A 24,929-nucleotide genomic window follows, 5' to 3' on the forward strand; every position below is an offset into this window, starting at 1 on the left:
CTCGCCCTTCTTCAATTCCCCACGGGAACGTTCAGTTATTCTGGAGACTTTAGCTCGCGTGATTGAAACAGAGTGTACGCTTGATGTCGCCGCGATTCGGAAGCACTTTCCGTCTATCGCCAAAGGCCGAATTGTAACCAATAACGCCGCCAGTACGCAGCCGCCCGCCAAACTCGCGGATCTCTATCGTGCGCTCGCTCCGGACTACGAGAATGTCCATCGTGGACAATCCTCGGCCTCCAAGACGATGACACATCTCTTCGAGGAGGCCTATGATACGATCGCTGCATTCCTTGGTGCAAAGAGCGCGAGCAATATTGCACTCTTCCGAAATGCAACCGAAGCGCACAACGCCGTCATGTATTCACTCATGACGGAATTTCGCGATGGCGACAATATCGTGACTACGATGATGGAGCACAACTCCAATTACGTGCCGTGGTATGGTTTGGCCCGCGAGATTCTTCCAAAGTTTGGCCGTACAATCGAAGTGCGCGTTGTCGATTTCGATCCCCGCACGGGTGAACTTGATATGGAAGATCTGGCCGCACAAATTGATGACCGGACGAAGCTCGTCGCGGTGAGCGGCGCTTCCAACTTCTTCGGCACGAAGAATCCGGTCAAACGGATCACGGAGCTTGCGCACGCGAGCGATTACAACCAACCTCACGGCACAAGCGGAAGCTATGTGCTGATCGATGGTGCCCAATTAGTACCAAGCACCTACGTTGATGTTGAAGCGCTCGATGTGGATTTCTTGTCTTTCTCCTTCCACAAAGTCCTTGCGCCATTTGGCGTCGGGGTTCTATACGGGAAGTACAACTTGCTCGAACAGATGCCGCCGTTCCTCTATGGGGGCGACATGGTCCTCAGCGAAGAAGTAGCCGTCGATAGCGTCGAGTATAATTACCTGCCGTGGAAATTCAGTGCAGGCACGCCGAATATCCTTGGCGCAATCGCATCTGCACAGGCGCTTCGGATCTTGCTCGATCTCGCCTTGAGTCCTGAAGAGGATCTATATTTTATGACGGGCAAGCCGATCGAGCGTGAAGCGGTTCGCGAGGCAATGGGCCGGATTTCCGCATATACTCGTTCACTGGCCGAACGTGCGTTAGAGCGGATGAAGACGATTCCAGGAATTACAATCTATGGACCACTAGATGCCTCCAAACGAACGTCACTGGTGGCGTTCAATGTCGAAGGTCGCAGCCCATACGATCTGGCTGACGCGCTTAACGAATTCGACGTGGAATCCCGCGCAGGGTGCCATTGCGCCAGTCTCGCACACCGTGCGCTCATGCTCGAAGGAAGCTGCCGACTCAGCTTCTATCTCTATAACACGCTCGATGAGGTGGACACTGCTGTCGATGTGCTGGCGAAGATCGTACGCGAGAATATCTTCGCGACGAGTGAAGCGCCCAGGCGCGGGTTAGCCACGAGTTGATTGGCGGGACACGCCGAGGGTGGCGTGCCCCTGCCTGTTACACTACCTTACCTGAAGCGACTTTAGGAGGTAATTCGAAGACGAACTCTTCGCCGTACCGCCGAGACCGCTGATCGTTGATTGTGCATCCATCCGCTTCGCGTAGAACTTGATCGAGGGCACGTACCAGATCGTCGTGGTGAGCGATCCGAGTGGCAATGCGATTGGTCCGAGTTGATACGATGCCGTGAAGCTCAACGAACCTTGCTGCGTTGCGAAGGTCTGGTTCGCAGCGCTGACCGATGGCGACGCAAGGTACTTCGCGTCGGAACTCAGCACGAAGCCTTGCGCCGAATCGATAATCTGGGTAATCTCTTTGTGGCTTGCTAACGGAATGGTGTACCAACTCGCAGTGACTGGGATCGGAAGCCCAAACTGACTCAGATCGAGATAGGTCGAAACGTCTCCGTTCGTTTCCACGTGATAGTAGCTCAGGGAGCCGTCCGGCCCTCTCATTTCAAGCACGTTCGTCTTGCCGGAAAATGCCAGGGAATTACTGACAATGGAATAAGTCGAATCGGAATGCGTGCTCGAATTGCCGTTGGTATCGACTTGCCATGTGTCATACGTGAAGGTGCTGCCCGGTCCTGGAATTGCGCCGCCGCCGGTGCCACCGCCTGTGCCACCACCCGTGTTTGCACCTTGTCCACGATAGACAATAGTTGCGATGGCGTTAGTCCCATTAGTCGTATAGCGGATGGAATCTGTATGGACATGAACGCCTATCGAATTCGGATTAAATTGTACGTGAATAATCTGATAGCTCCCAGGTTGCAACGTCATTGGGACTGCGAAACTCATGTCTCTGGCTTCCGAACCATTCATCAGACTGCTCGAAGTAATCGTGAGCGCCACGGTCCCATTATTAGCAATCACGATCGTCGTGTCGTGCCAGGCGCCGACAGGCAGAATGCCAAAATCAACGGTTGCCGGGACGAAGAGACTACCAGTCCCACCACCAGTGTTGCCGCTCCCCTCTGCATTCGCGGTAATCGTCATGACTGCCAGCGCCCCGTTGCCACCAACGGAATAGTGGATGGTGTCATGTACCGTTCGAAGGCCAGTCGCGAGAGGCTGGAATTGCACGTGCATTGCTCGAAAACCATAGGCTCCAATTCCAACCGGATTGAAGAAATTTGTATCGAGTTCATCCGCGGAGCTCCGGCCATCGGAGGTAATCGTCAATGAGTCCCCACCGGTATTCTGAAACGGCACCAAGGTGTCACGGAGCTGGCCGACACTCATTGCGCCAAAATCGATGGTCGTTGGCAGCACGAGCGTGCCGGCACGTGAAGATGTTGCCGGACCAGTCGAGGAGGAACAGCCACTCCACCACATCCCACCCACAACCAAAAACGACGCGACCAAAGCAATCCGTTGAATTCTCATATACTTGTCAGTCCTCAAATCTATCTGAGCGTGAAGGCCCTCAGCTTGCGAAAATCTCCCGATCCCTTCTTTTGAATGACCCTTTTACCTGCGATGACTTCTGATCCTCCGAATCTTGCTTGTTGAATCACAAAACCGATCTCGGGACTAAAGTACCCGTCAAATGCCCGGAAGATTCCAAGCTCACCCTTGCCAGAGGCATATGAGGCCAATTCCGTGAGACGCACTTCGATGGCCGAATACTGCCGGCTACCGACGGCGAGAGAGCTCATGCCAATATAACTGGCGGAATCTCTGACATGCATCGCAATTGACTCACCCGCACTGTCAGTGAAGTTACGATCGTCGGTCAGAAGCTGGAGATTCTGACCTTGAGTCTGAACCGGAAGTGTCAGCCAGCCACTGTCAACAAGGACCGTCGCAGGGTAGGTCGGAAATCCCAGGCTCCATATACTCAAATCGCCATTGTCCTCAATCTTGAAATAGGTAGAGTCAGATGTCAGCTCAACATTCGTTTTGCCTTGATACGTAATCCCACTTGCGATAATATTGACCGTTGTTGTTTGTGGACTTCCGATAGGGTGCATGCCTGTGTCAACCTGCTGGAAATCATACGTAAAATAGGATCCAACCATCGGATAGTAACGAACACCATTGCCCATCATCCCGATGATGGTAGTATTTCCGTTGGTTGAATTATCGGTCATGGTTACGCTGCTACTGGCGCTTCCCAATGTCGTGGGGCAGAATCGGATTCGAATCGAACCGGTATCGCCCGGAGCAACTTTCGATGACGAAAAGAGCACGCTAAACGAGGCCGATTGACTCGTGACGGAGTCAATGCGGAGCGTGTCACTACCGGTGTTTTGTATCGTAAGAATGGTTTCTTTTGGAATGCCATGCAGCGTGTCCGTGCACAATCCCTCGCGCGACGATCCAAAATCGATCGATCCGGCGGAGAGTGTGAATGTCCGTGTGACGGCCGGCGGAGAGACTGCACTACTTGAGCAGCCCGCAATCACCACGATCATCAGAAGACAGGAAAAAGCGATTGAAGTTCGGGGACGCATACGAAATACAAATAGATTCGAAAACTCATTAGAGGAAGCTTGGGACGAAAAGTTTAGTTCTCACCGAAACCTTCGGAAGCTCCGCGACGAATTCAACGCATTACTCCTTACTTCAAAATGAAGGACTTCAACATTCGGAAGGAGTAGCTTTGCTGGTTGGTGGTGATATTGGTGTAATGCCCTTCATCCCGAACGACCCAACCAAGTGCGGGCGCATACCAGAGCGTTCGGACTTCCTGCCAATTATCGTTCGTGACGCTCTGCGTCATGGTGTAACGGATAAGTATGCAGTGCACGGCTACGCCTGCGACCGCTAATTCTTCCGTCTGGATGTATTGATACTTCTCGGTCAGAGTCCCTTGAATCAGCCCCTGCGCGTTGGAGTAGCTCGAATCGAAAACAGTGTAAGTGTTCGTTGCCTGCGATCCGATTGGATAGGTCTTCCAGAGGCTCTTTCGGGCAAATCCATCCCAAAGCCCCGATTCCCTGTTGTCTTCATAGACGCTCCAATCGCCGTTGATCTCGTATTTTGCATATCTTGTCAAACTTCCGGCAGCATAACTCGTGACGTCCGACTTGCCGAATTGATTGAGGTGCTGGGCAACGATTCGCTCGGTGTCTGGCACTGACGAGCCGCTATCGGCAAAGATGAATATGCTTCCGAGGCCTGGCTGCGTTATGCCTGGAGGAGGAGGTGGTGGTGTGGCGATGCCCTTCCCATGAAGAGTAACAATAACGCTCACCGGTCTGCCATCTGAGGTCTTTGCATCCGTGCGAATGCTGTCGTAGCCATAGTAATCGTTAGCATCTGACGGCATGAAGTGAAACCGAACACTCCGCGATGACCCGCCCGGTATTGAGAACGTGAGCGAATCGGGAGTCGTAAAGACCTCCGGTGCAATACTCTGCCCAGTAATCGCGAGAGCGACCGAGCCCGTATCGCGATAGACGATCGTCGTGTCCATCGAACTCCCCACCTGGACTGTACCAAAGTCGATCATCTTGGGGACGCTCAATCCTGCCGGGTGCGTGCTACCGTTCGTCGAGCCCCCCGGTGTCGTTTCCGTGGAAGACGAACATCCCGCTGCAAACAGGCAAGCGGTCAAAACGAGAGACGAGAGGCTCATATGGTTTTTCATTTCAGTCCGATCCCGTAGATGTATGATTCGGTAAGTCCAGTGTCGATCTTCTCCCATGTCACGCCTGCGTCGGTGCTCCGTTTCACGCCACCTGCACGCGTAGCTTCAAAGATGAATGACCCGCTTACTGCGATCGAGGAAGCGACTCCACTAAACGCATCGCCAAGGTATTGCCATGTCTGGCCCGCATCGGTTGAGCGTATGGTAGCTCGGTCCGTTCCGGCGATCATCGTGTTGCCGTTCGACCAGATCGTTGAGATATATGGTGTGCCCGGATCCATGCTATGCCACGTAAGTCCCCGATCGTACGACCGAAGCAGACCCAGGTTGTCCGTCCCAGCGATGAAATACGTGCCCTGGATTGCAACTCCACTAATACTCATGGTCGGCAAGCCATTATTGAATGGCTGCCAATTCGCACCTGAATCAGTCGAGAGAATGAACCCTTCATCGTCGGTCCCGGCAATCAGATCGCGTCCTTTGCTCGCGAAGCACCGGAAGCCCCCTAAAAAGAATCGTGTCCACGTTTGGCCATAGTCGGAAGAACGGCAAACACCATTTGACGGCGTGCCAGCGAAAAGGTAGGGACCATATATGTACACTGATTCCGTCCCCGTTCCAGGGAGGGCGCCGGTAGTCACCCAATTAAGTCCGTCATCGATCGAACGCAATACACCATAGTTGGTGGCTACATATAGATTGTTGCCACCCACGGCAAAGCCCGCGGCGAATGTCTTTGCGGGGGTAGTCATGACGTGCCATGTTGCTCCCGAATCCGTCGAGCGAAACACTCCACTGTTCGTACCAGCAAAAACATATCGGAAGCCAGGTCCGCTTGTTGGGATCATTAGGTTCGTTTCCGCATCCGGAACGGTACAGACAGGCGAGCAGCCTTGAGAAAGGAGCGCCACGACAGTCACGGTAAGCAGAACTCGCATGAGCATGAGCAAAGAATGAAAGAGTTGAATTACTACTGGGCACCAAGCGAATAGACACCTTGGATGCCGGGAAAAACATTCCCATGTGCCCACGAGACTCCATCATCCGTGGAGCGATACACCACACTATCCATCCCGCCGGCAAAGATCGAGTTACCCCTCACCAAAAGAGCGCGAACGGAAGATGGCACTCCATGCACTGACGCCCAACTTGCACCAAGGTCGGTCGAGCGAAACAGCCCATTCGCATTCGTCCCAGCGAAGAGGGTCGAGCCATGCTGTTGCAGCGTAAGCACGAGTTGAGATTGTATCCCTGCATTCGAGGGTCGCCACGAGCCACCCTTGTCACTAGACCGATATATGCCGTCTGGCGTGCCCGCATATAGTATGGTGTCGATCGCCAGGATTTGGAATGCGCCCTGGCTATTGAGACCATTGTTCGCAAGCGCCCAGTTGAGTCCCGAATCGTTCGAACGAAAGCACGACCCGCCTGTCTGCATCGCGACAAAGAGCGAACTCCCGATCGAGGCAAACGACGAGAGATTGGAGTTGTATGGCCCACCGAGGCTAAGGCCAGACTGCCACACCTGCCAGTTTGCACCGTTGTCGGAGGAGCGCCACACGCCCAAACCGCCCGTGCCGGCAAGGACAAATGGGCCAAACATGCCGAGGCCATAAACATACTCAGTCTGGATACCTGGGCAAGTCGATTGCCACGTCATACCGCTATCAGTGGAGACGAACGTGCCTAAGCCGGTGCTGCCACCATAAAGATACTTGCCGTTGGTAACAAAGCACATCATGGCCCTGCCCGTCGGTTGCGTGGAGACGAGCGACCAATTCGAACCCTGGTCGCTCGAACGATACACGCCTTTGTCCGTACCAGCGAACAGATACGATACACCCGTAAACGCGCCTCCGCCATTACCATTGCCTGAGCCACCGCTATTCGGATCCGACGAGCAATTGCAACCGGAAATCGAAGACGCGGCGAATAGCAGGGTACCGGCAAGAAGATTTGCGAGCGACATTTTTTTTCTCATGACGGTCTATTATTACTTCATCCCCAATCCATACACGACATTATAGGTCAGACCTGTATCGAGTGTACTCCACGTCTTCCCTTGGTCCGACGTCATACTCACTCCATAGCCGAAGGTACCGACAAAAATGTATGGGCGGCTGATGGCGAGTACACTCTGCGTATATGAGTTATTGAACCCCAACGGCGTCCAGAAGTATCCGAAATCCGTGGATCGAAGGAGACCGCGATCGCTGGCCGCAAACAGGGTGTCACCCATTGTGGCAAGCCCGTAAAAGTACGGGTAGGATGTCAGTGGCATTTGCTGCCAGGTACTTCCACGATTGCTGGATCGATAGATCCCATACTGGTATGTGCCAGCATACATATAGATACTATCGAACACAACGCCGTTAACTTCCCGAGTCTGAATCGTGCTTGCTACCTCGGTCCACGTTCGGCCAGTATCCCGTGAATAGATAACTCCGAGGCCCGGATTACTGGCCAGGATGTCTCGTCCATTGGTGGCGAAGTTGCCGTACCCAGGGTCGTATACCCGTGTCCAGCTATCGCCGTTATTCGTCGAACGCCAGATGCCGTAATCGGTCGCCGCTATGACGTAGCCACCAACCGCCGTCACGCCAAGCACTTCATTTCCACTAAGTAGAGCTGTATTGGACCACGTCACACCATCATCGGCCGACCGGAGCAGCCCTTGCACCGTCGGCGCGAAGACATAGGTGTCATTGGCCGCGAAGCAAGTTAATGTCGGTGGGGGCGTGCCAGCAACCGATTGCCAAGTCTTTCCGGAATCGGTCGAGCGGAAGATCGCCCCCTGTCTTCCAGTCCCATCCGTCGCAGCAGCAAATAGAAACTTGAATCCTCCGCGCGAGCCACCGGAGTTGTCTTGATGCCCAACTGGAACGCCGCTTCCAGCGCCGGCGACATCACACGTAGGTGCGCAGCCACTCCCAGCGCAAAGCAGCAGCGTTAGTAATAGCACTGCGGCCCTGTTGGGTTTTCTCAAAAGATTGACTACTCTCACAAGATCGATTGGTTACTTGAGAAAGACGGCATGGACTGAGCGGCCCGCGAGGTCGGCCCGTTGTCCGTTGAGCGGAGAACACCTCCGTATGTTGAGGCAAACAAGGAGTCTCCGATTATTGCGGAACCAGGCATACCGTTCATTGCAGTCCGATGGCAGTTACTGTATTTGTCGAAATCGCTCCTGTAAGCGTAGTCCACGTGGCTCCATTGTCGCTGGACCTGCAGATGCCACCGTTTCCACCGACAATCAATTGCGAGCCATACGGTGCGATGCACATATACACAGAAAAATGTGTGGGATTCGACATTGTTATCCAACTGTCACCATTATCGGTGGAGTGGTAAAGGTAGGAACCTCCCGCATAAAGATCGGAGCCATTTGCCGCAAGCGCTCCGACATCAGGAGAACTCTTGGAGAGTCCATTGTCGATCATTGTCCAACTCGCTCCATTGTCCGGGGACCGATAAACATCGCTGACACTTGCCGCGAAGAGAGTCGTCCCAACGACAGCAAGGGATCGGACCCGTTGCGCCGGGTAGTTTGTCCCGGCCCAGGTTTCACCATTATCTTGCGAGCAAAGCAGTCCTTCCGCACCAGTCCCGACGAAGATCGCCGACCCAACTTGCACGAAATTTCCAATGAACGTAGCCGACAAACCATCCACGTGCGTCCACGTGGTCCCGAGATCGCTAGAACGAAACGCACCTGCATAGGCAGTACCGGCATAGAGGATCTTACCGATTGCGGCCAGTCCATAAATCATGTGATCCGTGAGCCCAGAATTCACCGGCTTCCATGTTAGACCACCATCCTTCGATCGAAGAACACCTTCATTGTGTGTGCCGGCGAAGACCTCGCCCCCAAGAGTCGCGATTCCCAAAACGATAAATGCTGTATCGAGCACGCCCATCTGCAACCAGGTTGAGCCGCTATCTCCCGAGCGAAACACGGCGCCGGTGATCGTGCCGGCATATAGATAGTGTTTTGGAGGCAATCCCTTGCCGTGCAAAATGATCTTCGCCCCGAACTGACCAACTACCGAAATGCTATCGGAGCCAGCATAATCGATCGTATCAGATGGCTCGAAGTGAAAAAGCAGGCCGCGCGCGGAATCCGCTGGAATGGTCGTCAGCCCATCGACTGTAAAGCATGAAGGCGAAACGGTCTGGCTTCGAATGGTGAGCGGTGCATGCGTAGTGTTCTTGAATGTGATCAGCGTATCCTTCGTCGTTCCTTCCGGTATCGATCCGAAATCGATGTTCAATGGCGTGCTGAGTGCACCCGTCAAATTCTGCCCAGCACCACCCTGATTCGGATCCGGCGATGAGGAACAACCGATGCAGAGCACCAGCGCGACAAATAGAATAGGGGCAAGGTGAATGAGTTTCGGTGTCATCATTGATTATCTATGGAAATCGACTGGGGGCATCATTTCAACCCATGCCCATATTCGTATAAACAAGCCAAACCAGTATCAATCACATCCCACTGGGCTCACCAGCAGAACAAAATTTCGGCACATCGACACGAACGAACGAGACATGTTAGAACTGCTCGAGGAAACGGAGGTCATTTTCGAAGAAATCCCGAATATCGCTGACCCCGTATCGCATCATCGCCGTCCGGTCAATACCAATACCAAACGCATATCCAGTGTAGATTTCCGGGTCGATGTTGCAGGCTTTGAGCACGTTCGGATGTACCATGCCGGCCCCTAATATTTCGAGCCAGCCAGAATTCTTGCATACGCGGCAGCCCTTGCCGCCACAAATGTAACAGCTCACATCGACTTCGGCGCTCGGCTCTGTGAACGGAAAAAAGCTCGGGCGTAGACGGATCTTCGCATCGGAGCCAAAGAATTGTCGCGCGAATGAAAGCAGCACTCCTTTGAGATCGGCCATGCTAACGCCCGGTCCGACCACGAGACCTTCCATCATAAAGAACGCCACTCCACTCCGCGCACTGATGGCTTCATTGCGATACACCCGACCTGGCATGATGGCACGGATCGGCGGCTTCTGCCGCTCCATCAATCGGATCTGCACGGGAGATGTGTGCGTGCGCAATAACAGTGGTGCTCCATCCGCACCTGCGGAAGACTTGACAAAGAATGTATCCTGCATATCTCGCGCCGGATGATCGGGCGCAAAATTCAACTTGCCAAAGTTATGCTCGTCGTCCTCAACTTCGGGGCCGTATTCAACCGCAAAACCCATTCGCTCGAAGATCGAGACCATTTCGTTCAGCGTCTTCATCAGCGGATGCTCGTGTCCGGCCGCCGAGACCGAGACCGCCCGCGCAGGCATCGTGAGGTCGATCCCACTAAGTGCGCCGGGGCCAGCACCACCAAGATACAAGGCTTCCTTTTCTTTGAATCGCTCCTCGATCTGCTGCCGGAGCGAATTAAGCTCCTTGCCGGCAATCGGCTTCTCTTCTTTGGATACTGAGCGGAGATCGTCGAACATGGCGGCGATCGTCCCCTTTCGCGTCAAATGGGCGAGCTTGTATGATTCGAGTTGATCCGCCGCGCCGATTGCATCCAAATCGGCCAGCAACTTTTCTCGGACGGTTATTATATCGTTTAATGTCACGGGTGCAAAGATACGGTGCTGAGGTGACAAGCAAGTATATTTGTATGGTCTGCACCGAACTAACACCACAGCATGCCACTCGCGCTTCCCTCCCGCATTCGACTTATTTTGGCACTCGTGTTTCTATTTGTAATCGGCGGGGCGCTGGTTTTCTGGTATGGCAGAATCGGTTTCCTCCCATCGAACCAGTCAATTATCTTCGATGGAGGATGGAGAATCCTCTCCGGCCAAATCCCATTTCGGGATTTCACATTGCCATCCGGCATTGTTCCGAGCGCGATGCAAGCCGTCTTTTTCGATCTCTGCGGTATCTCCTGGTCGAGCTATGTTTTACATGCCGCATTACTCAACGGGATATTTGGGATTGTGGCGTTCGCTATCCTTCGAGCGTTCGAAGTATCTCGTGTATGGGCGGTCATCTACGCCGCGTTGAGTACCTTCTATTTGTTTGTGCCACAAGGTGTTCCATATATGGAGCAGCATTCTTTTTTCTTCGGATTTGTCACGCTCGCATGTTATCTTCGTTCCGAGAGAGTCTCTAATGCTAACATTAGGGTTGTGTTGCTGGTCACTATTCCTCCATTGCTCCTGCTCGGCTACCTGAGCAAACAGATTCCCGCTGCATTCTTTGCTTTACTGATATTCGCTGATGGGCTGTCACGGCGGAAGTGGCAAACATTGCTCTGGTTGACTGTTGGCACGGTGTTCTCGCTCTTGGGGCTTTTAATTTTGGCGTTCGCTTATCGGATTGATTGGCGCTTATTCTATTTCTACTTCTTTACTCTTCCGGGCTCCCTAGGATTCGATCGACTCCTGACGCTTCTAAGCCGAAGGCAATTCATAGCATTTGGGCGGGATGTATTGCCACTGGCACTTCCGATCATTGCAGTAACCGGAATTGCGGCGTGGTACTTCGTGAAACGCACGTCTGCGGGACGAATCCCATGGACGGTCGCTCTCACATTCTCGCTCTGCATTCTTCTCGCCATCGCTTCACTCGCGATCTGGCACGTTGTAACGATCGCTATGATCGAAGTCGTCCTTCTCAATCATTTTTGTAAGGTGCGAAGAAATGGATTGGCTACCCCTCCTCGTTCTCAGAGGATATTCTTTCTTCAGGGGTTGATTGTCATTGGGATTCTTTTTGTCGCATTCACGAATATGCTGCCCGAGAACGGAATCCCTTTCGTGATGATCTGCGCTGGGATCCTTCATCGCATTGCGCTTACTCGTGAAGGATCCTATCGCCCACATCCCTTTCTGATCGCTGTATTTGTTCTGCTTGTCCTTGCGGATACCGCAGTCTTCCACGTCCGACTTAATATGTCGCGCGCCGCTCTTTTCCTGACAAGCGAGGAATTTCAGGCACAGGCGCCGGGCCAGAATACTCAAGGCCCGCTCGCCGCAATGTATGGACCAGTTTATCGTGGCTATCGATTTTCTGTTCAAGATCTTGCCGAGCTCACAGATTCTTTGCGACGCATGGATGGCGCCTTTTGGTATTTTGGGGACGCATCAGTAGTATATGGTGCAGCACGCAAACCGTCCGTCGATCCGGCACTTTGGTATCATCACGGAGTCACCTTGGCTCAACCGGGGAGTGCTGAATTTCTCAACTATGAACGGCGACTCCTACAGAATTTCAGGCGATATGCCGTGCGGCAAATCGTGATTGAGGACACCCTTACAAAATCCGGATGCCGGCTCTCCGATTTTGGGTTGGTTAATGATTACATCGCGCGGCATTCGCATGTCACGAGCAGTATATCCACTTTTCGCGTGATCGAGCTCTCAGTAGATAAGCGATGAAGCTCGTCGTCCGGCATCAGGTAACCTTTTGCATGCGCCGGTACTCATTGACGAAAAGCAGAATAATCCCAGTCGTTGGCACAGCAATTAGCAGACCGAGGAGGCCGAGGAAGTAGCCAAAGACGGTGAGTGCGAGAATCATCAGAATCGGTGGAATTCCGATTCCTTCGCCGATGATACGTGGGCCGATAAAATACGCCTCCAGAAAATGCAGCCCCATAATAACCAGAATGCCGCTGGCGATCACACCGAAGTTCAGGACCATCGTGAGGAATATTACGAGTTCGACGACGAATAGACTGAAGATCATTCCGACGATCGGGACTAACTCCGCAACGGCGAGCACTACCCCAAGCAGGCCCGCATAGGGAATTCCTAATATTGAATAGGCAATTGCGCCCAGCGCCCCGATAATAATAGCTACCGTGGCTTGTCCGCGAATAAAGCCATAAAGGACGCGGTCCATGTCCGCGATGATCGCATCGCGCCGTGCAGGATTCTTAACGGGAAAGAGCTCAAAGAGCAGCGGGCGCAGCTTTGGCCAGTCCTTCAGGAAATAGAACATGGCAATCGGGACGATAATGAGATTGAGCGTACGCTCCAAAAATCTTGGCAGACCGGTGATAAGATCGAAAATGATCCGAGGCACGATCGCGACGGCCTTGCGAACCTCGGGTCCAACTTGTTCGAGCAGTACACGATCGACCAATTGTTCTGGCAGCCCCATTGTCAGCATCACTCGCCGCAGATGCGGTAGATCGAAAGAATCCGAATGCTCGCGTACAAAAAAGGTCAGCCGTGTGATAAATTCTCTCGTTTGTACGATCAAGCTTGGGATGAAGATCCATCCCACGGTAACCAGCACGGCGCAAAATAGTAGGACGAACACGATCGAGCTCCAGGCCCGAGGAATCTTCCGCGACTCATGAAGGCGTGTTACGATCGGATTGAACAAATATGCCAGCAAGCCTCCAAGGATGAATGGCACCAGTAAACCGGAGAGCGAGAAAAAGAACCAAACGGCAAAAAGCGCTCCGCCAGCAACCATCAGCCGCCGTGCCGCGCGATACTCGCGAAACGGGAACATGAGAAGAAACAGGATTGCAACCGTAACGAACGGACTTAAGACGGATTGAACGAAAAACGCGAGGGCGATGAGTGCCATGCCACCAAGGGCCAAAGCAATGCCATCGAAGCGCCGGAATGATTCGAAAGTCCTCACAATGTGGTTAGTCGGCATTTATCGTGTACTATTTTGTCATACAATGTTACGAACAATTTACGCCTAGGTAATAATTGAGTAGTAAATCATGTAACTTTTGTCCCGGCTGCTGGTTATTAGATTGAATTCATAAACCTTCATTTATCATAATAGGTAGCTCGATGAAGCGTTCCATTGCTTTCTTTCTCGGATTCATCTTTCTTCCCTCCGTCGTATTAGCCCAAACGCCTTCCGGTGTTACAATCACGCAACACCATCGTGACCGCCAAGCGATCACCAGCCGTGATTATTGGGTTGCCCTTCCGGAGAATTATGGCCCTGATGGGGCAGGCTCAAAATATATAATGCTATATATCTCGAGCAGCTATCCAACGACGGCCAAGGTGGCGTATGCAGGCACAACGACGCAGGTCGCGGTGACACCTGGCACTCCGGCGGTATTCAATGTGCCACTCAGCCTGGAGATGCAGTCTAGCGATGTGATCGAGAGCAAAGCGATCCATGTTTGGTCCGATGATGCCCCTCTCTTCGTCGATTTGAATCAGCACGAAGCCTACACTTCGGATGCAACGTACGTGATTCCGAGCATCGGATGGGGGACGTCTTATGTCGTCGCTTCCTACGGCTCCCTATATGAAGGATTCGGCTCTTATGTTTATGACATGCCATCCGAATTCGTCGTGCTTGCGAATCAGGACGGGACGAGCGTTCGTATTACACCTTCGACCGATCTTCGTGGTTCGACCGGTACCACGGTTGCCCATCCAAAGGGTCTGCCGTTCACCATTCAATTAAATGCCGGCGAGACGGTCCAATATAAGGCTGTTGCTGCCACCAACATGGATGACTTCGATGTAACTGGCACTTCGATTGTCTCCTCGAAGCCAATTGGCGTGATCGGTGCCACCGAATGTGCCAACATTCCGGGTAATTTTCCTTACTGCGATTACATTTGCGAGATGATCCCTCCGACCCGGACGTGGGGCACTAATTATTACACGGCACCACTCGCACGTAGAAAGGGTGGAGATACATACCTGGTTATTGGAACTACGGCAAACCAGATCATCTATCGGACCGATTCCTTTGGCCAGTCAGTCTTCGACACGCTGGTCAATCCAAACGATCACTATTTCCAGCACGACGTGGCAACGGCAGGGAGTTGGACAAGCTCCACTCCGTTTTTGCTCATGCAGTACTCCAACAGTGCCACCTGGCCTGACAATACGAATGGCAACTATGATCCGTTTATGATGGCTGTCAATTCCACCGATCAGTTCGTGACGCCGGTAATCTTCAACGTTCTCCGTGCGACTGGCAACCAGCAACAATATGTCTGGCACGTCACCATTGTGGCACGCTCGGGTGTACCCGTCAACCTCGATGGAACGAAGCTCACCGGTCCAATTTACGATGATAACGTTTGCGCGATCTATCAAGTAAATGGATTGGCCCCGAAGCAGCACATCGTGACCTCAGACAGTGGTGTAGCCGTGAATGTCTATGGCGATAGCTATGATGAAGCCGTCGGATATGCCGGGACGATCGGCGTCTCGACGATCGGAAGTGCGGATACCCTCATACCGATGGTCGTAGCGGTGAGTCCGGATCCGGCCGTCACCCACGTGGATGTTTCGGATGAATCGACGAACATGTCGGGCCTTTCACAATTTGAAGTGGACAGCATGTCCAACATGAAGATTGTAGAGCCAGACTCGTTCGTTGAGGGAGACGGTCAGGCCCAGTCCTCATTCGACCTGATCGTCCTCGATCGGACGAAAGCGGCACACGCCACCGTCCGCGTGCTCGATCTTGCAGGCAATTACTCCACGATCCAAAAGGATTACGTTGCCAACTCCGCCGATGTCGCGACCGCCCCGGTTCCATCGATGACCTCCATCAGTAGCACGGCCGTGACACAAACGATTCATTACTCCCTCGCGAAGGATGGTTACGTCACGATCGATCTATTCGATATGCTTGGGCACCGGGTATTTTCGTTGCTGAGTGGCGAGCAATCCGCTGGCACTCACGCACTTACGCCTGATGTGCGATTGTTGCCCTCCGGTGTGTATCTTTATCGAGTCGAATCCCAGGGCATTGTGACCTCCGGACGGCTATCGGTATCCCACTAAACATTCAGATACTAATAACGAACTGGCCTCGCCTGCTTTAAGCAGACGAGGCCAGTTCTGTAATACGCCGATTACTTCGGTCGCCGATCCTCTTTCGGCTTATGGCGAACGATCCGGTCAAATAAGATAAAGCCAACGATCACAATGATCAGCGAGACCGTATTCATAATGAGCGTGAGTAGAGTCTAAGCTGGCTCTGACGTCTTGACTTCACCACCTGCGGCAGCAAGAAGAGGCTCCGATTGCATTTCATCACCTGATCGCTCCAATAGCTTGGCTGTGAGCTGCTTAGTGGCCTTCGCTCCCATCTCCTTGAGTTGTTCCGACTGCCGAACAAGATTTCCGGGTCCGGTCGAAAGCTTCCGCATTGCATCATCGTATCCGGTTTTTGCTTCGCCCATCTTTTTGCCTACAGCGATCAGATCTTCGGTGAAACCGACAAACTTGTCATACATCTTGCCCGCACGATCGGCAATGTCCAGCGCGTTTCGTGTTTGGCGCTCCTGCTTCCAGATGGAGGAAATCGTACGCAGAGTTGCCAGCAACGTCGAAGGACTGACGATCACTATCTTTCGGTCCCACGCGTAAGCGAAGAGTTCATTGTCAGCCTGGATCGCGAGACCAAATGAAGACTCGATTGGCATGAAAAGCAGCGTAAAATCCGGCGAGTCCAATTCCGCAAGCGAAATATAGTCCTTATCACTCAGTTCCTTAATGTGTTTCTTGACCGAGGTAACATGATCGAAGAGAGCAGCCGCACGTTCCTCATCGGTTTGTGCGGAAACACACCGATCGTACGCAACCAACGAGACTTTCGCGTCGATGACGATGTGCTTGTTCTCTGGCAAATAGATAATTGCGTCTGGGATCGATCGCCCGCCAAGTTCATTTCGGAAACTGTCCTGAAGACGGTATTCTTTCTTATCGTTTGCGTCACCTTTACGAAGTCCTGAGAACTCGAGGACTTTTTCCAGAATGAGTTCGCCCCAATTCCCTTGCTTCTTCGTGTCACCTTTAAGTGCAAGCGCAAGATTCGATGCTTCCCGGCTAATCTGCTGGTTCAATTCGACCAGGTTCTTTATCTCACCTCTCAATGAGTTTCGTTCAGCGGCTTCGGTACGGTATACTTCGTCTACCTTTTGCTCGAATTCACGAAGCTTAGTCTGCAGTGGTGTCACCAACTCGCTGATCGCCTGCTGCCGTTTTTCGAGATCGCCCTTGGCCGATTCCTGATATTTGGAGAGGGATTCGCGAGCAAGATCGAGAAATGACTGAGAATTCAGTGTGAGAGCTTGTTTGCTGATTCGGTCGAAATTGTTCGAAAGCTCTTCTCTCGCCTCCATGAGCATTCGGAGCTTTTCATCGTCATTTTCCACGGTTTTTTCCAACCGAGCCTTCTCAGCGAATAAGTACCTGATCTGCTCGTCGGCCTTCCGGATCATGTCCTTCAGATTTGGCACTTCACCAGCGATTGCCTTTTGTTGGCCAAGATCATGCTCCAGGGCTCGGGCCACATCCTGAAGATGGGCGCATTCATTCCGCACATTACTCAAATCCTCTTCCAGTTTTGGAATCTGCTCGTAGAGCGCTTCAAGTCGGACACTCTTTTCGCGTTCATCCCGAAGACGGCGCGAAAGCCGGGACCGAAGCCAGAATGAAATAATGAATGAGATGGCCAGGACGGCAAACAGGGCATACTCAATCGGGGTGAATTCCATAGTGTATTGTGTGATGGATGGGTAAAGCGAGACAGATTTGAAATAATTTCGGAATCCCTTGCGAAATCGACTCGAATTTCGTATCTTTGATTCTATTTCGGAATGGGCAATGTCTCCTGCGGCCTTGTGTCCCTCGCCATTTTGGAAGCTTTACTTTTTCTACATCCATGTCAACTTTGCCAAACAAAATGACTTGCCGTAATAGAGTGAACCGCTCGCTCGTGACTTTGGCTCTCGTTTCCACTCTATCGTTTGCCATCCAGCCTGCAATCCTCGCGCAGGGCGCCAAAGGGGCCATACTAATGGGCGAAGTCGTCGATACTGGTTCTGGCGGACCGCTTGCCGGCGTGATCGTAAAAGCCCAACTCCAAAGCGATACGACATTCTCGGAGTATACATTCACGAATAGTGTCGGGAAATATCGATTTGGAAATCTCCGCTCCGGGAGGTATAGTGTCACCTGCTCGATCCTTGGTTATACCGCGGTACACACGGAGACACAAGTAGGATCCTCCAACCCTACGGTTCTTCGAGTTGCGATGGCCGAGCAACCACTCAATTCCGAAGAGGTCGTCGTCACAGCCTCCCGGCATGAAGAAAAGGCAACGCACGCGCCGGCATCCATCTCCGTGGTCTCTTCAGCGGAGATACGCGAACACATCAATTCGACTCCGACGGATGCGCTCGCCAATGTTCCCGGTATCGACCTGAGCCACGAAGGCATCGCCATGTCGACCTATGCGAGTCGAAGCATGCACAGCGTCTTTGGCAGCGATGTTCTCACAATGAATGATTATCATTCGATGGAAGTCCCTTCGATTGGAGGATTCTACGGCATTTTGATGCCACAAATGAACGAGGATATCGATCATATCGAGGTAATCCGCGGGCCTGGTTCCGCACTCTATGGACCGGAGGCCGCAACGGGAGTCGTTCACTTTATTTCGAAGTCTCCGTTCTCTTCTCAGGGTACCAATATCTCGCTCGCAGGCGGCGAGCGAAGTTATCTCGATGGTGGAGTTCGGTATGCGCAAGCACTCAGCGATAAGTTTGCATTCAAGATCAGTGGACATTATCTAAGAGCGAACGATTGGCAGCTTGCCGACGACCCGAAAGAAGACACAGCGCGAAAGTATGCTCAGCTTGCACTACTTGCTCCGAATCTCAGCAGCTCGGTCTATGATAGTCTCTCGCGTATCGGCAACCGTGATTATGCTCTCGAAGTATATTCGTTTGAGGCTCGGGCCGACGACATTCTTTCAGACGATGCTACTTTGAACATCACCGGTGGCCTTACCAATATCGCGAATGATATCGCGATGACCGAGGACTTCGGCGGGGCTCAGATCAAGAATTGGATGTATGATTTCGTTCAGGCCCGATTGAACTATAAAGATCTATTCGTTCAGGCCGCCATTAACCATAACAATACCTCCGGCTCGTATTTTCTGCCGACCGGTGCTCCGATCATTAATCGATCTTCGACGTATGTTGCGCAGATTCAACATCAATACTCTCCGATGAAGAACGAGAAGCTAACCTACGGCGCAGACTATCAAGCGATCCATCCAATATCCGACACGACGATCTGGGGACCAGACGATGGACATGGCAACGTCTCGATCGTTGGCGCCTATTTGCAGTCGCAGACTTCGCTTATGGACGATGCGCTCGAACTCGTGCTTGCCGGCCGACTTGATAAACACAGCTATCTGACAGAACCGATTTTCTCTCCCCGCGCTGCGGTCGTATATCACTTCAACGAACAACACCTCGTGCGCGCGATGTACAATGAGACGTACCTCCTCCCGACGGAGAACGATCTCTACGCGGATCTTCTCTTCGGCTCGGATGCATTTGGATTCGGTAAGAATCAGTTGCCTTTCACGCCGGTGAATGTTCGCTATGTTAGTCCCTATGTCTCTGGATTAACATTCAAGCCAAACGCGGATGGATCGTACAACATGAACACCACGCTCAACCTCGATCCTCGAATTCCCGGGACGCTGCCCACGAATTCAGCACTGAATGTACTCTGGCCAGTACTTCGCGGACTCGCGGTTGCAAAATTACAGGCCAAGAAGGACGGCCTTGACTCAATGCTGGCATCCATGGTTGGTGGTCTGAGTGCGCCCAATCCGCAACAGGTCGGCACATACATGGCGTACCTGAACCTACACGCCGCATCCACTGCGGATGCTTTTCCAGCCTCCTCCATCACAACGAATCCGCTTCCAATCAATGATGTCCAGGCTCAACATCAACGTACTCTTGAACTAGACTATCAAGGATCGGTCTCACGATCCTTTCAATATGAGGTGGACGCCTACCAGACACACTATTCCGCGATTCGGGCAAGTGCTGTCGCGCTCACCCCGAATGTTCTGATCAATGCTCAACAGTTTCACCAATATGTCCTCGACAGTTTAACACCCAAACTTGGACCGGCCATCGCTGGAATTGTCGCTGATTCGCTAACCGCCGCAATCGGTTCGCTCCCGCTTGGTGTCGTGCAACCGGTTGGTGGCGCAGCCAACGAGACACATCCAACTGACATTCTGATCGGTACTCGCAATTACCTTGAGAATAGCGTCGAGTTTTACGGAATCGACGCCTCGTTCGAGGCAAAACCGAATGATGACTGGGCCTTCACTGGCTCAGTCTCCTGGCTGAACAAGAACTACTGGTATGCTAGCGAACTGAATTCCGTTGATTCTTCCTCGCAGAATCCCTTTGCACTCAATATGCCGAAGTATCGCGCATCGATCGGGGCGCGGTACTCGGGGTTGGCTCGAGGCATGGGCGTCGAACTTCGCGACCGATGGAGCGATGCCTTCAAGATGAACGATAGCTATTGGATTGGCGATATTGGCGCGCGGCATGTTCTCGATCTCACCGTTAACTACCGTTTGGAATCATGGAACAATCTGATGCTGACGTTATCTGTGACGAATGTTCTCAATAATCTGCATCAGGAGCTAATCGGTGCCCCGCAAATCGGGCGACTGACGGTGCTTCGGGCAGCCTACACACTCCCGAGTTTATAGCTAGATCGATGAGATGAAAGGCGAATTATGAGATATCAGGTCAGTCTCCCCTGACATTTCATACTTCATCTTTCATATTTTCCAGATGCGGAGAGGTTTTTCCCCGGCGCGTGTTAGGCACCCTCGATGCCCCGCCGTAACGACCTCAAAAGTATCCTTATTATTGGCTCCGGCCCGATTGTCATCGGGCAAGCCTGCGAATTCGACTATTCCGGTACCCAGGCCTGCAAAGTCTTGAAGGAGGAAGGCTACCGTGTCATTCTCGTCAACTCGAATCCGGCGACGATTATGACCGACCCGGAATTCGCCGACGCGACCTATATCGAGCCGATAACGCCCGAATACATAGAGGCCATCATAGAAAAAGAGCGCCCTGACGCGATTCTCCCAACGATGGGCGGACAAACTGCCCTGAACAACGCGTTAGCGCTCCACGAGCGCGGCTCCTTGAAGAAAAACAACGTTGAACTCATCGGTGCCAAACCGGAAGCGATCAGGCGTGCGGAGGACCGCGAAGAATTCCTGGCGACCATGAAGTCGATTGGTCTGGAGATGCCGCGAGGCGGGTTCGTCAACTCAACGGATGAGGCTCTCGATCTCATTGAGACGGTCGGTTTCCCGGCCATCATCCGGCCCAGCTTTACTATGGGTGGTTCCGGTGGCGGTATCGCCTGGAACAAGCAGGAATTCCGCCAGATCGTCCAGCACGGGCTCGACCAATCCCCGGTTCACAGGGTGCTCGTTGAGGAGTCCGTGATCGGCTGGAAGGAATTCGAGCTTGAGGTCATGCGAGACCTCGCGGATAATGTCGTCATTATCTGTTCGATCGAGAATTTCGATCCGATGGGCGTGCACACCGGCGACTCGATCACCGTCGCGCCAGCCCAAACCCTTTCGGACAAAGAGTATCAACAGATGCGAGACGCAGCCATCAAAGTTATTCGCGCCATCGGCGTGGAGACGGGTGGCTCGAATATTCAGTTCGCGCTGAACCCCGAGAACGGTCGCATTCTTGTGATCGAGATGAACCCTCGGGTCTCCAGGTCCTCCGCGCTTGCTTCGAAAGCGACGGGCTTTCCCATTGCGAAAATTGCAGCACGGTTGGCTGTCGGCTACACGCTTGATGAAATTCCGAACGACATCACGAAGATGACGCCGAGTTGCTTCGAGCCGACGATCGATTATTGCGTCGTCAAGATTCCACGTTGGGACTTCGAAAAATTCAAAGGCTTGGAAGCAAGCTCTTCACAGCTTGGCGTTCAGATGAAGTCGGTCGGCGAAGCAATGGCATTTGGCCGTACGTTCAAAGAGGCCATGCAAAAGGCATTGCGTTCACTCGAGCAGGGACGTTACGGACTTGGGGCGGATGGCAAGGATGAGTTCGATATCGCAGAGATGTCGGAGCAAGAGAAGATACACGCAATGGAAACAGTCCGCGAGCGGCTCAGCCAACGTCGAAGCGATATGATCTTCACACTACGGTATGCGCTTCAACTCGGAATGTCGATCGAAGCTATCCACGAATTAACCAAGATTGACCCGTGGTTCCTGGATCAGCTCTGGCAAATTGTGCGAATGGAACGGGAATTACGAAGTGCTGCAGAAAGCGTTCGAGAGTATCATTCGAGCGAGCAGTTCACGATTAAGTAGCAACTCGTTCAATCGCCGCCAGCAAATTTTCGGTCTTAAATGGCTTCGTCAAGAACTCACGGAATCCTTTCGAGATGGCTTCTGCGCGGTCATGCTCTGAGGCATAGCCGCTAAGCGCAATCGCTGGGACACGCTTTGGCGAGTGAGAGAGAATATCATAGCCAGTCCCATCGGGTAATGAGAGATCGCTGATCAACAGATCGAATTCCTTCGATCTTAGCAGATCCATTGCCTGCGCCACGTTGGCGGCGTGATCCACCTGGTGTTGTCTCAATTCAAGCAACACTTTCATCGCCAGACCGGTATTGAGGTTATCCTCAACAAATAATATCCTCATCGGCGCTCTGAACACTCATTCGACAATACTCGTTACTCAATCCTGCATGAGTAATCTTAGTCAGAGAATCCTGGTCGCGGTCGTGGGCATCCCGATCGTAGTTCTTGTCATTTTCAAACCGTACAGCTTGCTCGGCCTTGCGATCATCTTCGCCTTGCTCGCCGTGCATGAGTTCTACAATCTTGCCAAAGCCAAAGGCTTCATCCCGCAAGTGGGGATTGGCATGGCGCTAACGGCGCTCATCGTTCTGACCTTTGGGGGCATGCATCTTCATGACCTGCTTGCCACACTTCATATTCATGTTGGTGCCGATGTCGAAACAACGGCACTGGTGCCGGTGCTTTTGATCCTCGGGACGATCGTGACGCTCATGGCGGAGTTGTTCAAAGGTTATCCGAACCCGCTCGTCCAAGTCTCAGTCACACTTGGCGGGGCGCTCTATATTGGCCTTGGACTCGGAGGATTTTACGGTGTCCACGAATACTTTTACATCCACGCTGCCATGACTCGACTGGATATTTCTCCAGCTCAGGTTTCTGCTCAGGCCGGATACTTCACCATCCTTCTCCTGGCATCGATCTGGATTTGTGATTCCGCTGCATATTTCATTGGCCGGTCCTTCGGCCGGCACAAAATCGCCGTTCGTGTCAGCCCAAACAAGTCCTGGGAAGGCGGCATTGCGGGACTTATCGCTGCGATTGCAACCTGGATCATTGCGATTAATGTGTTGGATTCACTCGCGGAAGTTTCTCTCACAACGGCCATCGCGATGGGCCTGATCACTGGAGTGCTGGGACAGATCGGGGACTTTGCCGAATCGATGTTTAAGCGGGATGTTGGAGTCAAGGACTCATCGGCTCTCATTCCTGGTCATGGAGGTGTACTGGATCGGTTGGACTCGATTCTCTTTATTTTTCCTACCACTTATGTATACCTCCACCTATTTGGTATCTAATCACCATCTTTGTCCTAGGTCCCCCAATCGCGCGGATACCGAAAGTCGAAGTTGATCGTGCGGCTAGAGATCTTTGCGATAAGAGGAGGCCGCCGCTTAAACTGAGAGCGCTGAATCTTCTGACGAATTCGACCGATCAATTCGCTGGAAAAACCACGCCGCATCAGGGCGTCATCTGATTCTCGCAAGTCGACCATAAAGAACAATAGTTCGTCGACTTCGTGGTAGGCGATTCCAAGTTCTGCTTCATCTGTTTGGCCGGGCCAGAGATCGGCAGATGGAGCCTTATGCACGATGGAATCTGGAACGCCCAAATATTCCGCCAACTGCCAGACTTGTGTCTTATAGAGATCGCCAAGGGGGTTGATTGCGCTGGCATTATCGCCAAACAGAGTAGTATAGCCGAGCAGCGATTCGGTCTTGTTCGAAGTGCCAATGACAAGCCCACCAAGTGCCATTGAACGATCGTAGAGCGCGATCATTCGCAACCGCGCGAGTGCATTGCCACGCCGCATGCGGTCCATCTCACCAATGCTATTTTCCGTCTCATTGAAAAAAGCGTCCGCCGTGGAAGAAATACTTAACAACTCATGGGATAAACCCAGGTCCTTCACAACCGCTTCGGCATCGCTTACGCTCTCCGGATTCGAAGTACGGAATGGCATCAGCAAAACGTGGACATGTTCAGAGCCCAGCGCGCGAACCGAAAGATACGTCGAAAGCGCAGAATCCACACCGCCGGAAAGACCAATCACTACTTTTTTCAGACCGGTCCTGCGGACTTCATCTCCGATAAATATGCTTAGCACGTGCGCTGCCTGCTCGGCATTCAGCACGAGTGGCGATTTCGAAAGTACATGCGGCGCTTCCATCAGTGATACTTTACTTCAAACTTCTTTTTGAGTGCGTCGGCGACAACCTTAGGCACGAAATCGCTGACATCTTTGCCGTACCGGGCCAACTCGCGAATGATTGTCGAGTTCAGATACGTGTACTGTTCGTGCGGCATGAGGAAGACCGTCGTGATTTCCGGCGCCAGTTTACGATTCATCAGCGCCATTTGGAATTCATATTCAAAATCACTTACGGCGCGCAGTCCACGAACGACGGCTGTCGCGCCGGTCATGCGTGCATACTCGACGAGCAGACCCTGGAATGCATCGCTTCGAATGTTCGTGCGGTCAGTACAACATTCGAGAACAGCGGCTTCGATCAATTCGCGTCGTTCGGTCTCCGCAAACAGCGGTGCCTTCTGGCTATTGCGAGCCAGAGCAACAACAACTTCATCGAACAGCTCGGAAGATCGGCGAATAATATCCAGATGTCCGTTCGTGATCGGGTCGAAGGTACCGGGATAGATGGCAATACGTTTCATTC

At 52.6% G+C, this 24,929-nt stretch carries 19 protein-coding genes; 6 read left to right on the forward strand and 13 right to left on the reverse strand.

The features are described 5' to 3' along the window. Window positions 1-58: 58 nt before the first annotated feature. Window positions 59-1,444, forward strand: a complete 1,386-nt coding sequence (locus Q8902_13770; protein ID MDP4200626.1) for a cysteine desulfurase — start codon at window positions 59-61, stop codon at window positions 1,442-1,444. Between the two features lie 42 nt (window positions 1,445-1,486). Here the strand turns inward: Q8902_13770 and Q8902_13775 are convergent, their stop codons facing one another. From Q8902_13775 to pheS, 8 genes are all read right to left on the reverse strand, one after another. After that, window positions 1,487-2,872, reverse strand: a complete 1,386-nt coding sequence (locus Q8902_13775) for a choice-of-anchor D domain-containing protein (protein ID MDP4200627.1) — start codon at window positions 2,870-2,872, stop codon at window positions 1,487-1,489. Window positions 2,873-2,892: 20 nt separating this feature from the next. Beyond that, a complete protein-coding gene (locus tag Q8902_13780; GenBank protein ID MDP4200628.1) occupies window positions 2,893-3,942 on the reverse strand; it encodes a DUF1573 domain-containing protein in 1,050 nt (349 codons plus the stop codon). A 107-nt stretch (window positions 3,943-4,049) separates the two neighbouring features. Further along, window positions 4,050-5,069: a hypothetical protein gene (locus tag Q8902_13785; GenBank protein MDP4200629.1), complete on the reverse strand. Its 1,020-nt coding sequence runs from the start codon at window positions 5,067-5,069 to the stop codon at window positions 4,050-4,052. A gap of 8 nt (window positions 5,070-5,077) precedes the next feature. Next, window positions 5,078-6,019, reverse strand: coding sequence for a hypothetical protein (locus Q8902_13790; protein ID MDP4200630.1), 942 nt, complete (start codon window positions 6,017-6,019; stop codon window positions 5,078-5,080). Window positions 6,020-6,051: 32 nt separating this feature from the next. Next, window positions 6,052-7,062, reverse strand: a complete 1,011-nt coding sequence (locus Q8902_13795) for a hypothetical protein (protein ID MDP4200631.1) — start codon at window positions 7,060-7,062, stop codon at window positions 6,052-6,054. A gap of 12 nt (window positions 7,063-7,074) precedes the next feature. Continuing rightward, window positions 7,075-8,085, reverse strand: a complete 1,011-nt coding sequence (locus Q8902_13800) for a hypothetical protein (protein MDP4200632.1) — start codon at window positions 8,083-8,085, stop codon at window positions 7,075-7,077. A gap of 139 nt (window positions 8,086-8,224) precedes the next feature. Next, complete coding sequence (locus tag Q8902_13805; protein ID MDP4200633.1) at window positions 8,225-9,487, reverse strand: hypothetical protein; 1,263 nt, start codon at window positions 9,485-9,487, stop codon at window positions 8,225-8,227. Window positions 9,488-9,632: 145 nt separating this feature from the next. Then, window positions 9,633-10,664 (reverse strand): phenylalanine--tRNA ligase subunit alpha, encoded by a 1,032-nt coding sequence (pheS, locus tag Q8902_13810; GenBank protein ID MDP4200634.1) that lies wholly within the window; start codon window positions 10,662-10,664, stop codon window positions 9,633-9,635. An 87-nt stretch (window positions 10,665-10,751) separates the two neighbouring features. Here pheS and Q8902_13815 point away from each other — a divergent pair, with 87 nt between their 5' ends. Beyond that, on the forward strand, window positions 10,752-12,488 hold the full coding sequence (locus tag Q8902_13815; protein MDP4200635.1) for a hypothetical protein: 1,737 nt from the start codon (window positions 10,752-10,754) through the stop codon (window positions 12,486-12,488). A 16-nt stretch (window positions 12,489-12,504) separates the two neighbouring features. On the opposite strand, the gene Q8902_13820 is transcribed toward Q8902_13815, so the two are convergent. Continuing rightward, window positions 12,505-13,710 carry an AI-2E family transporter gene (locus tag Q8902_13820; GenBank protein ID MDP4200636.1) on the reverse strand — a complete coding sequence of 402 codons (1,206 nt, stop codon included), beginning with the start codon at window positions 13,708-13,710 and terminating at the stop codon, window positions 12,505-12,507. Window positions 13,711-13,871: 161 nt separating this feature from the next. On the opposite strand from Q8902_13820, the gene Q8902_13825 reads away from it, so the two are divergent. Beyond that, window positions 13,872-15,845 carry a T9SS type A sorting domain-containing protein gene (locus Q8902_13825; GenBank protein MDP4200637.1) on the forward strand — a complete coding sequence of 658 codons (1,974 nt, stop codon included), beginning with the start codon at window positions 13,872-13,874 and terminating at the stop codon, window positions 15,843-15,845. A gap of 185 nt (window positions 15,846-16,030) precedes the next feature. Here the strand turns inward: Q8902_13825 and rmuC are convergent, their stop codons facing one another. Continuing rightward, window positions 16,031-17,563 (reverse strand): DNA recombination protein RmuC, encoded by a 1,533-nt coding sequence (gene rmuC, locus Q8902_13830; GenBank protein ID MDP4200638.1) that lies wholly within the window; start codon window positions 17,561-17,563, stop codon window positions 16,031-16,033. A gap of 206 nt (window positions 17,564-17,769) precedes the next feature. Here rmuC and Q8902_13835 point away from each other — a divergent pair, with 206 nt between their 5' ends. Together Q8902_13835 and carB are read left to right on the forward strand one after the other, a co-directional pair. Then, entirely contained in the window at window positions 17,770-20,610 is a 2,841-nt protein-coding gene (locus Q8902_13835) for a TonB-dependent receptor (GenBank protein MDP4200639.1), read from the forward strand. 126 nt (window positions 20,611-20,736) lie between these two features. Continuing rightward, the gene (carB, locus tag Q8902_13840; GenBank protein ID MDP4200640.1) at window positions 20,737-22,260 is read left to right on the forward strand and encodes a carbamoyl-phosphate synthase large subunit; all 1,524 of its coding nucleotides are present in this window, start codon (window positions 20,737-20,739) and stop codon (window positions 22,258-22,260) included. On the opposite strand, the gene Q8902_13845 is transcribed toward carB, so the two are convergent. Continuing rightward, the gene (locus Q8902_13845; protein ID MDP4200641.1) at window positions 22,253-22,597 is read right to left on the reverse strand and encodes a response regulator; all 345 of its coding nucleotides are present in this window, start codon (window positions 22,595-22,597) and stop codon (window positions 22,253-22,255) included. The two genes, carB and Q8902_13845, sit on opposite strands and share 8 nt — an antisense overlap. Window positions 22,598-22,643: 46 nt before the next feature. Between Q8902_13845 and Q8902_13850 the strand changes: the two genes are divergently transcribed. Further along, window positions 22,644-23,552 (forward strand): phosphatidate cytidylyltransferase, encoded by a 909-nt coding sequence (locus tag Q8902_13850; protein ID MDP4200642.1) that lies wholly within the window; start codon window positions 22,644-22,646, stop codon window positions 23,550-23,552. A 14-nt stretch (window positions 23,553-23,566) separates the two neighbouring features. Here the strand turns inward: Q8902_13850 and Q8902_13855 are convergent, their stop codons facing one another. Both Q8902_13855 and coaD read right to left on the reverse strand, forming a co-directional pair. Then, window positions 23,567-24,424: an NAD+ synthase gene (locus Q8902_13855; protein MDP4200643.1), complete on the reverse strand. Its 858-nt coding sequence runs from the start codon at window positions 24,422-24,424 to the stop codon at window positions 23,567-23,569. Then, window positions 24,424-24,927, reverse strand: a complete 504-nt coding sequence (gene coaD, locus Q8902_13860) for a pantetheine-phosphate adenylyltransferase (protein ID MDP4200644.1) — start codon at window positions 24,925-24,927, stop codon at window positions 24,424-24,426. The genes Q8902_13855 and coaD overlap by 1 nt, the downstream gene beginning before the upstream one ends. Window positions 24,928-24,929: the final 2 nt, after the last annotated feature.

It is taken from the genome of Bacteroidota bacterium, assembly GCA_030706745.1.
GTDB lineage: Bacteria > Bacteroidota > Ignavibacteria > Palsa-1295 > Palsa-1295 > PALSA-1295.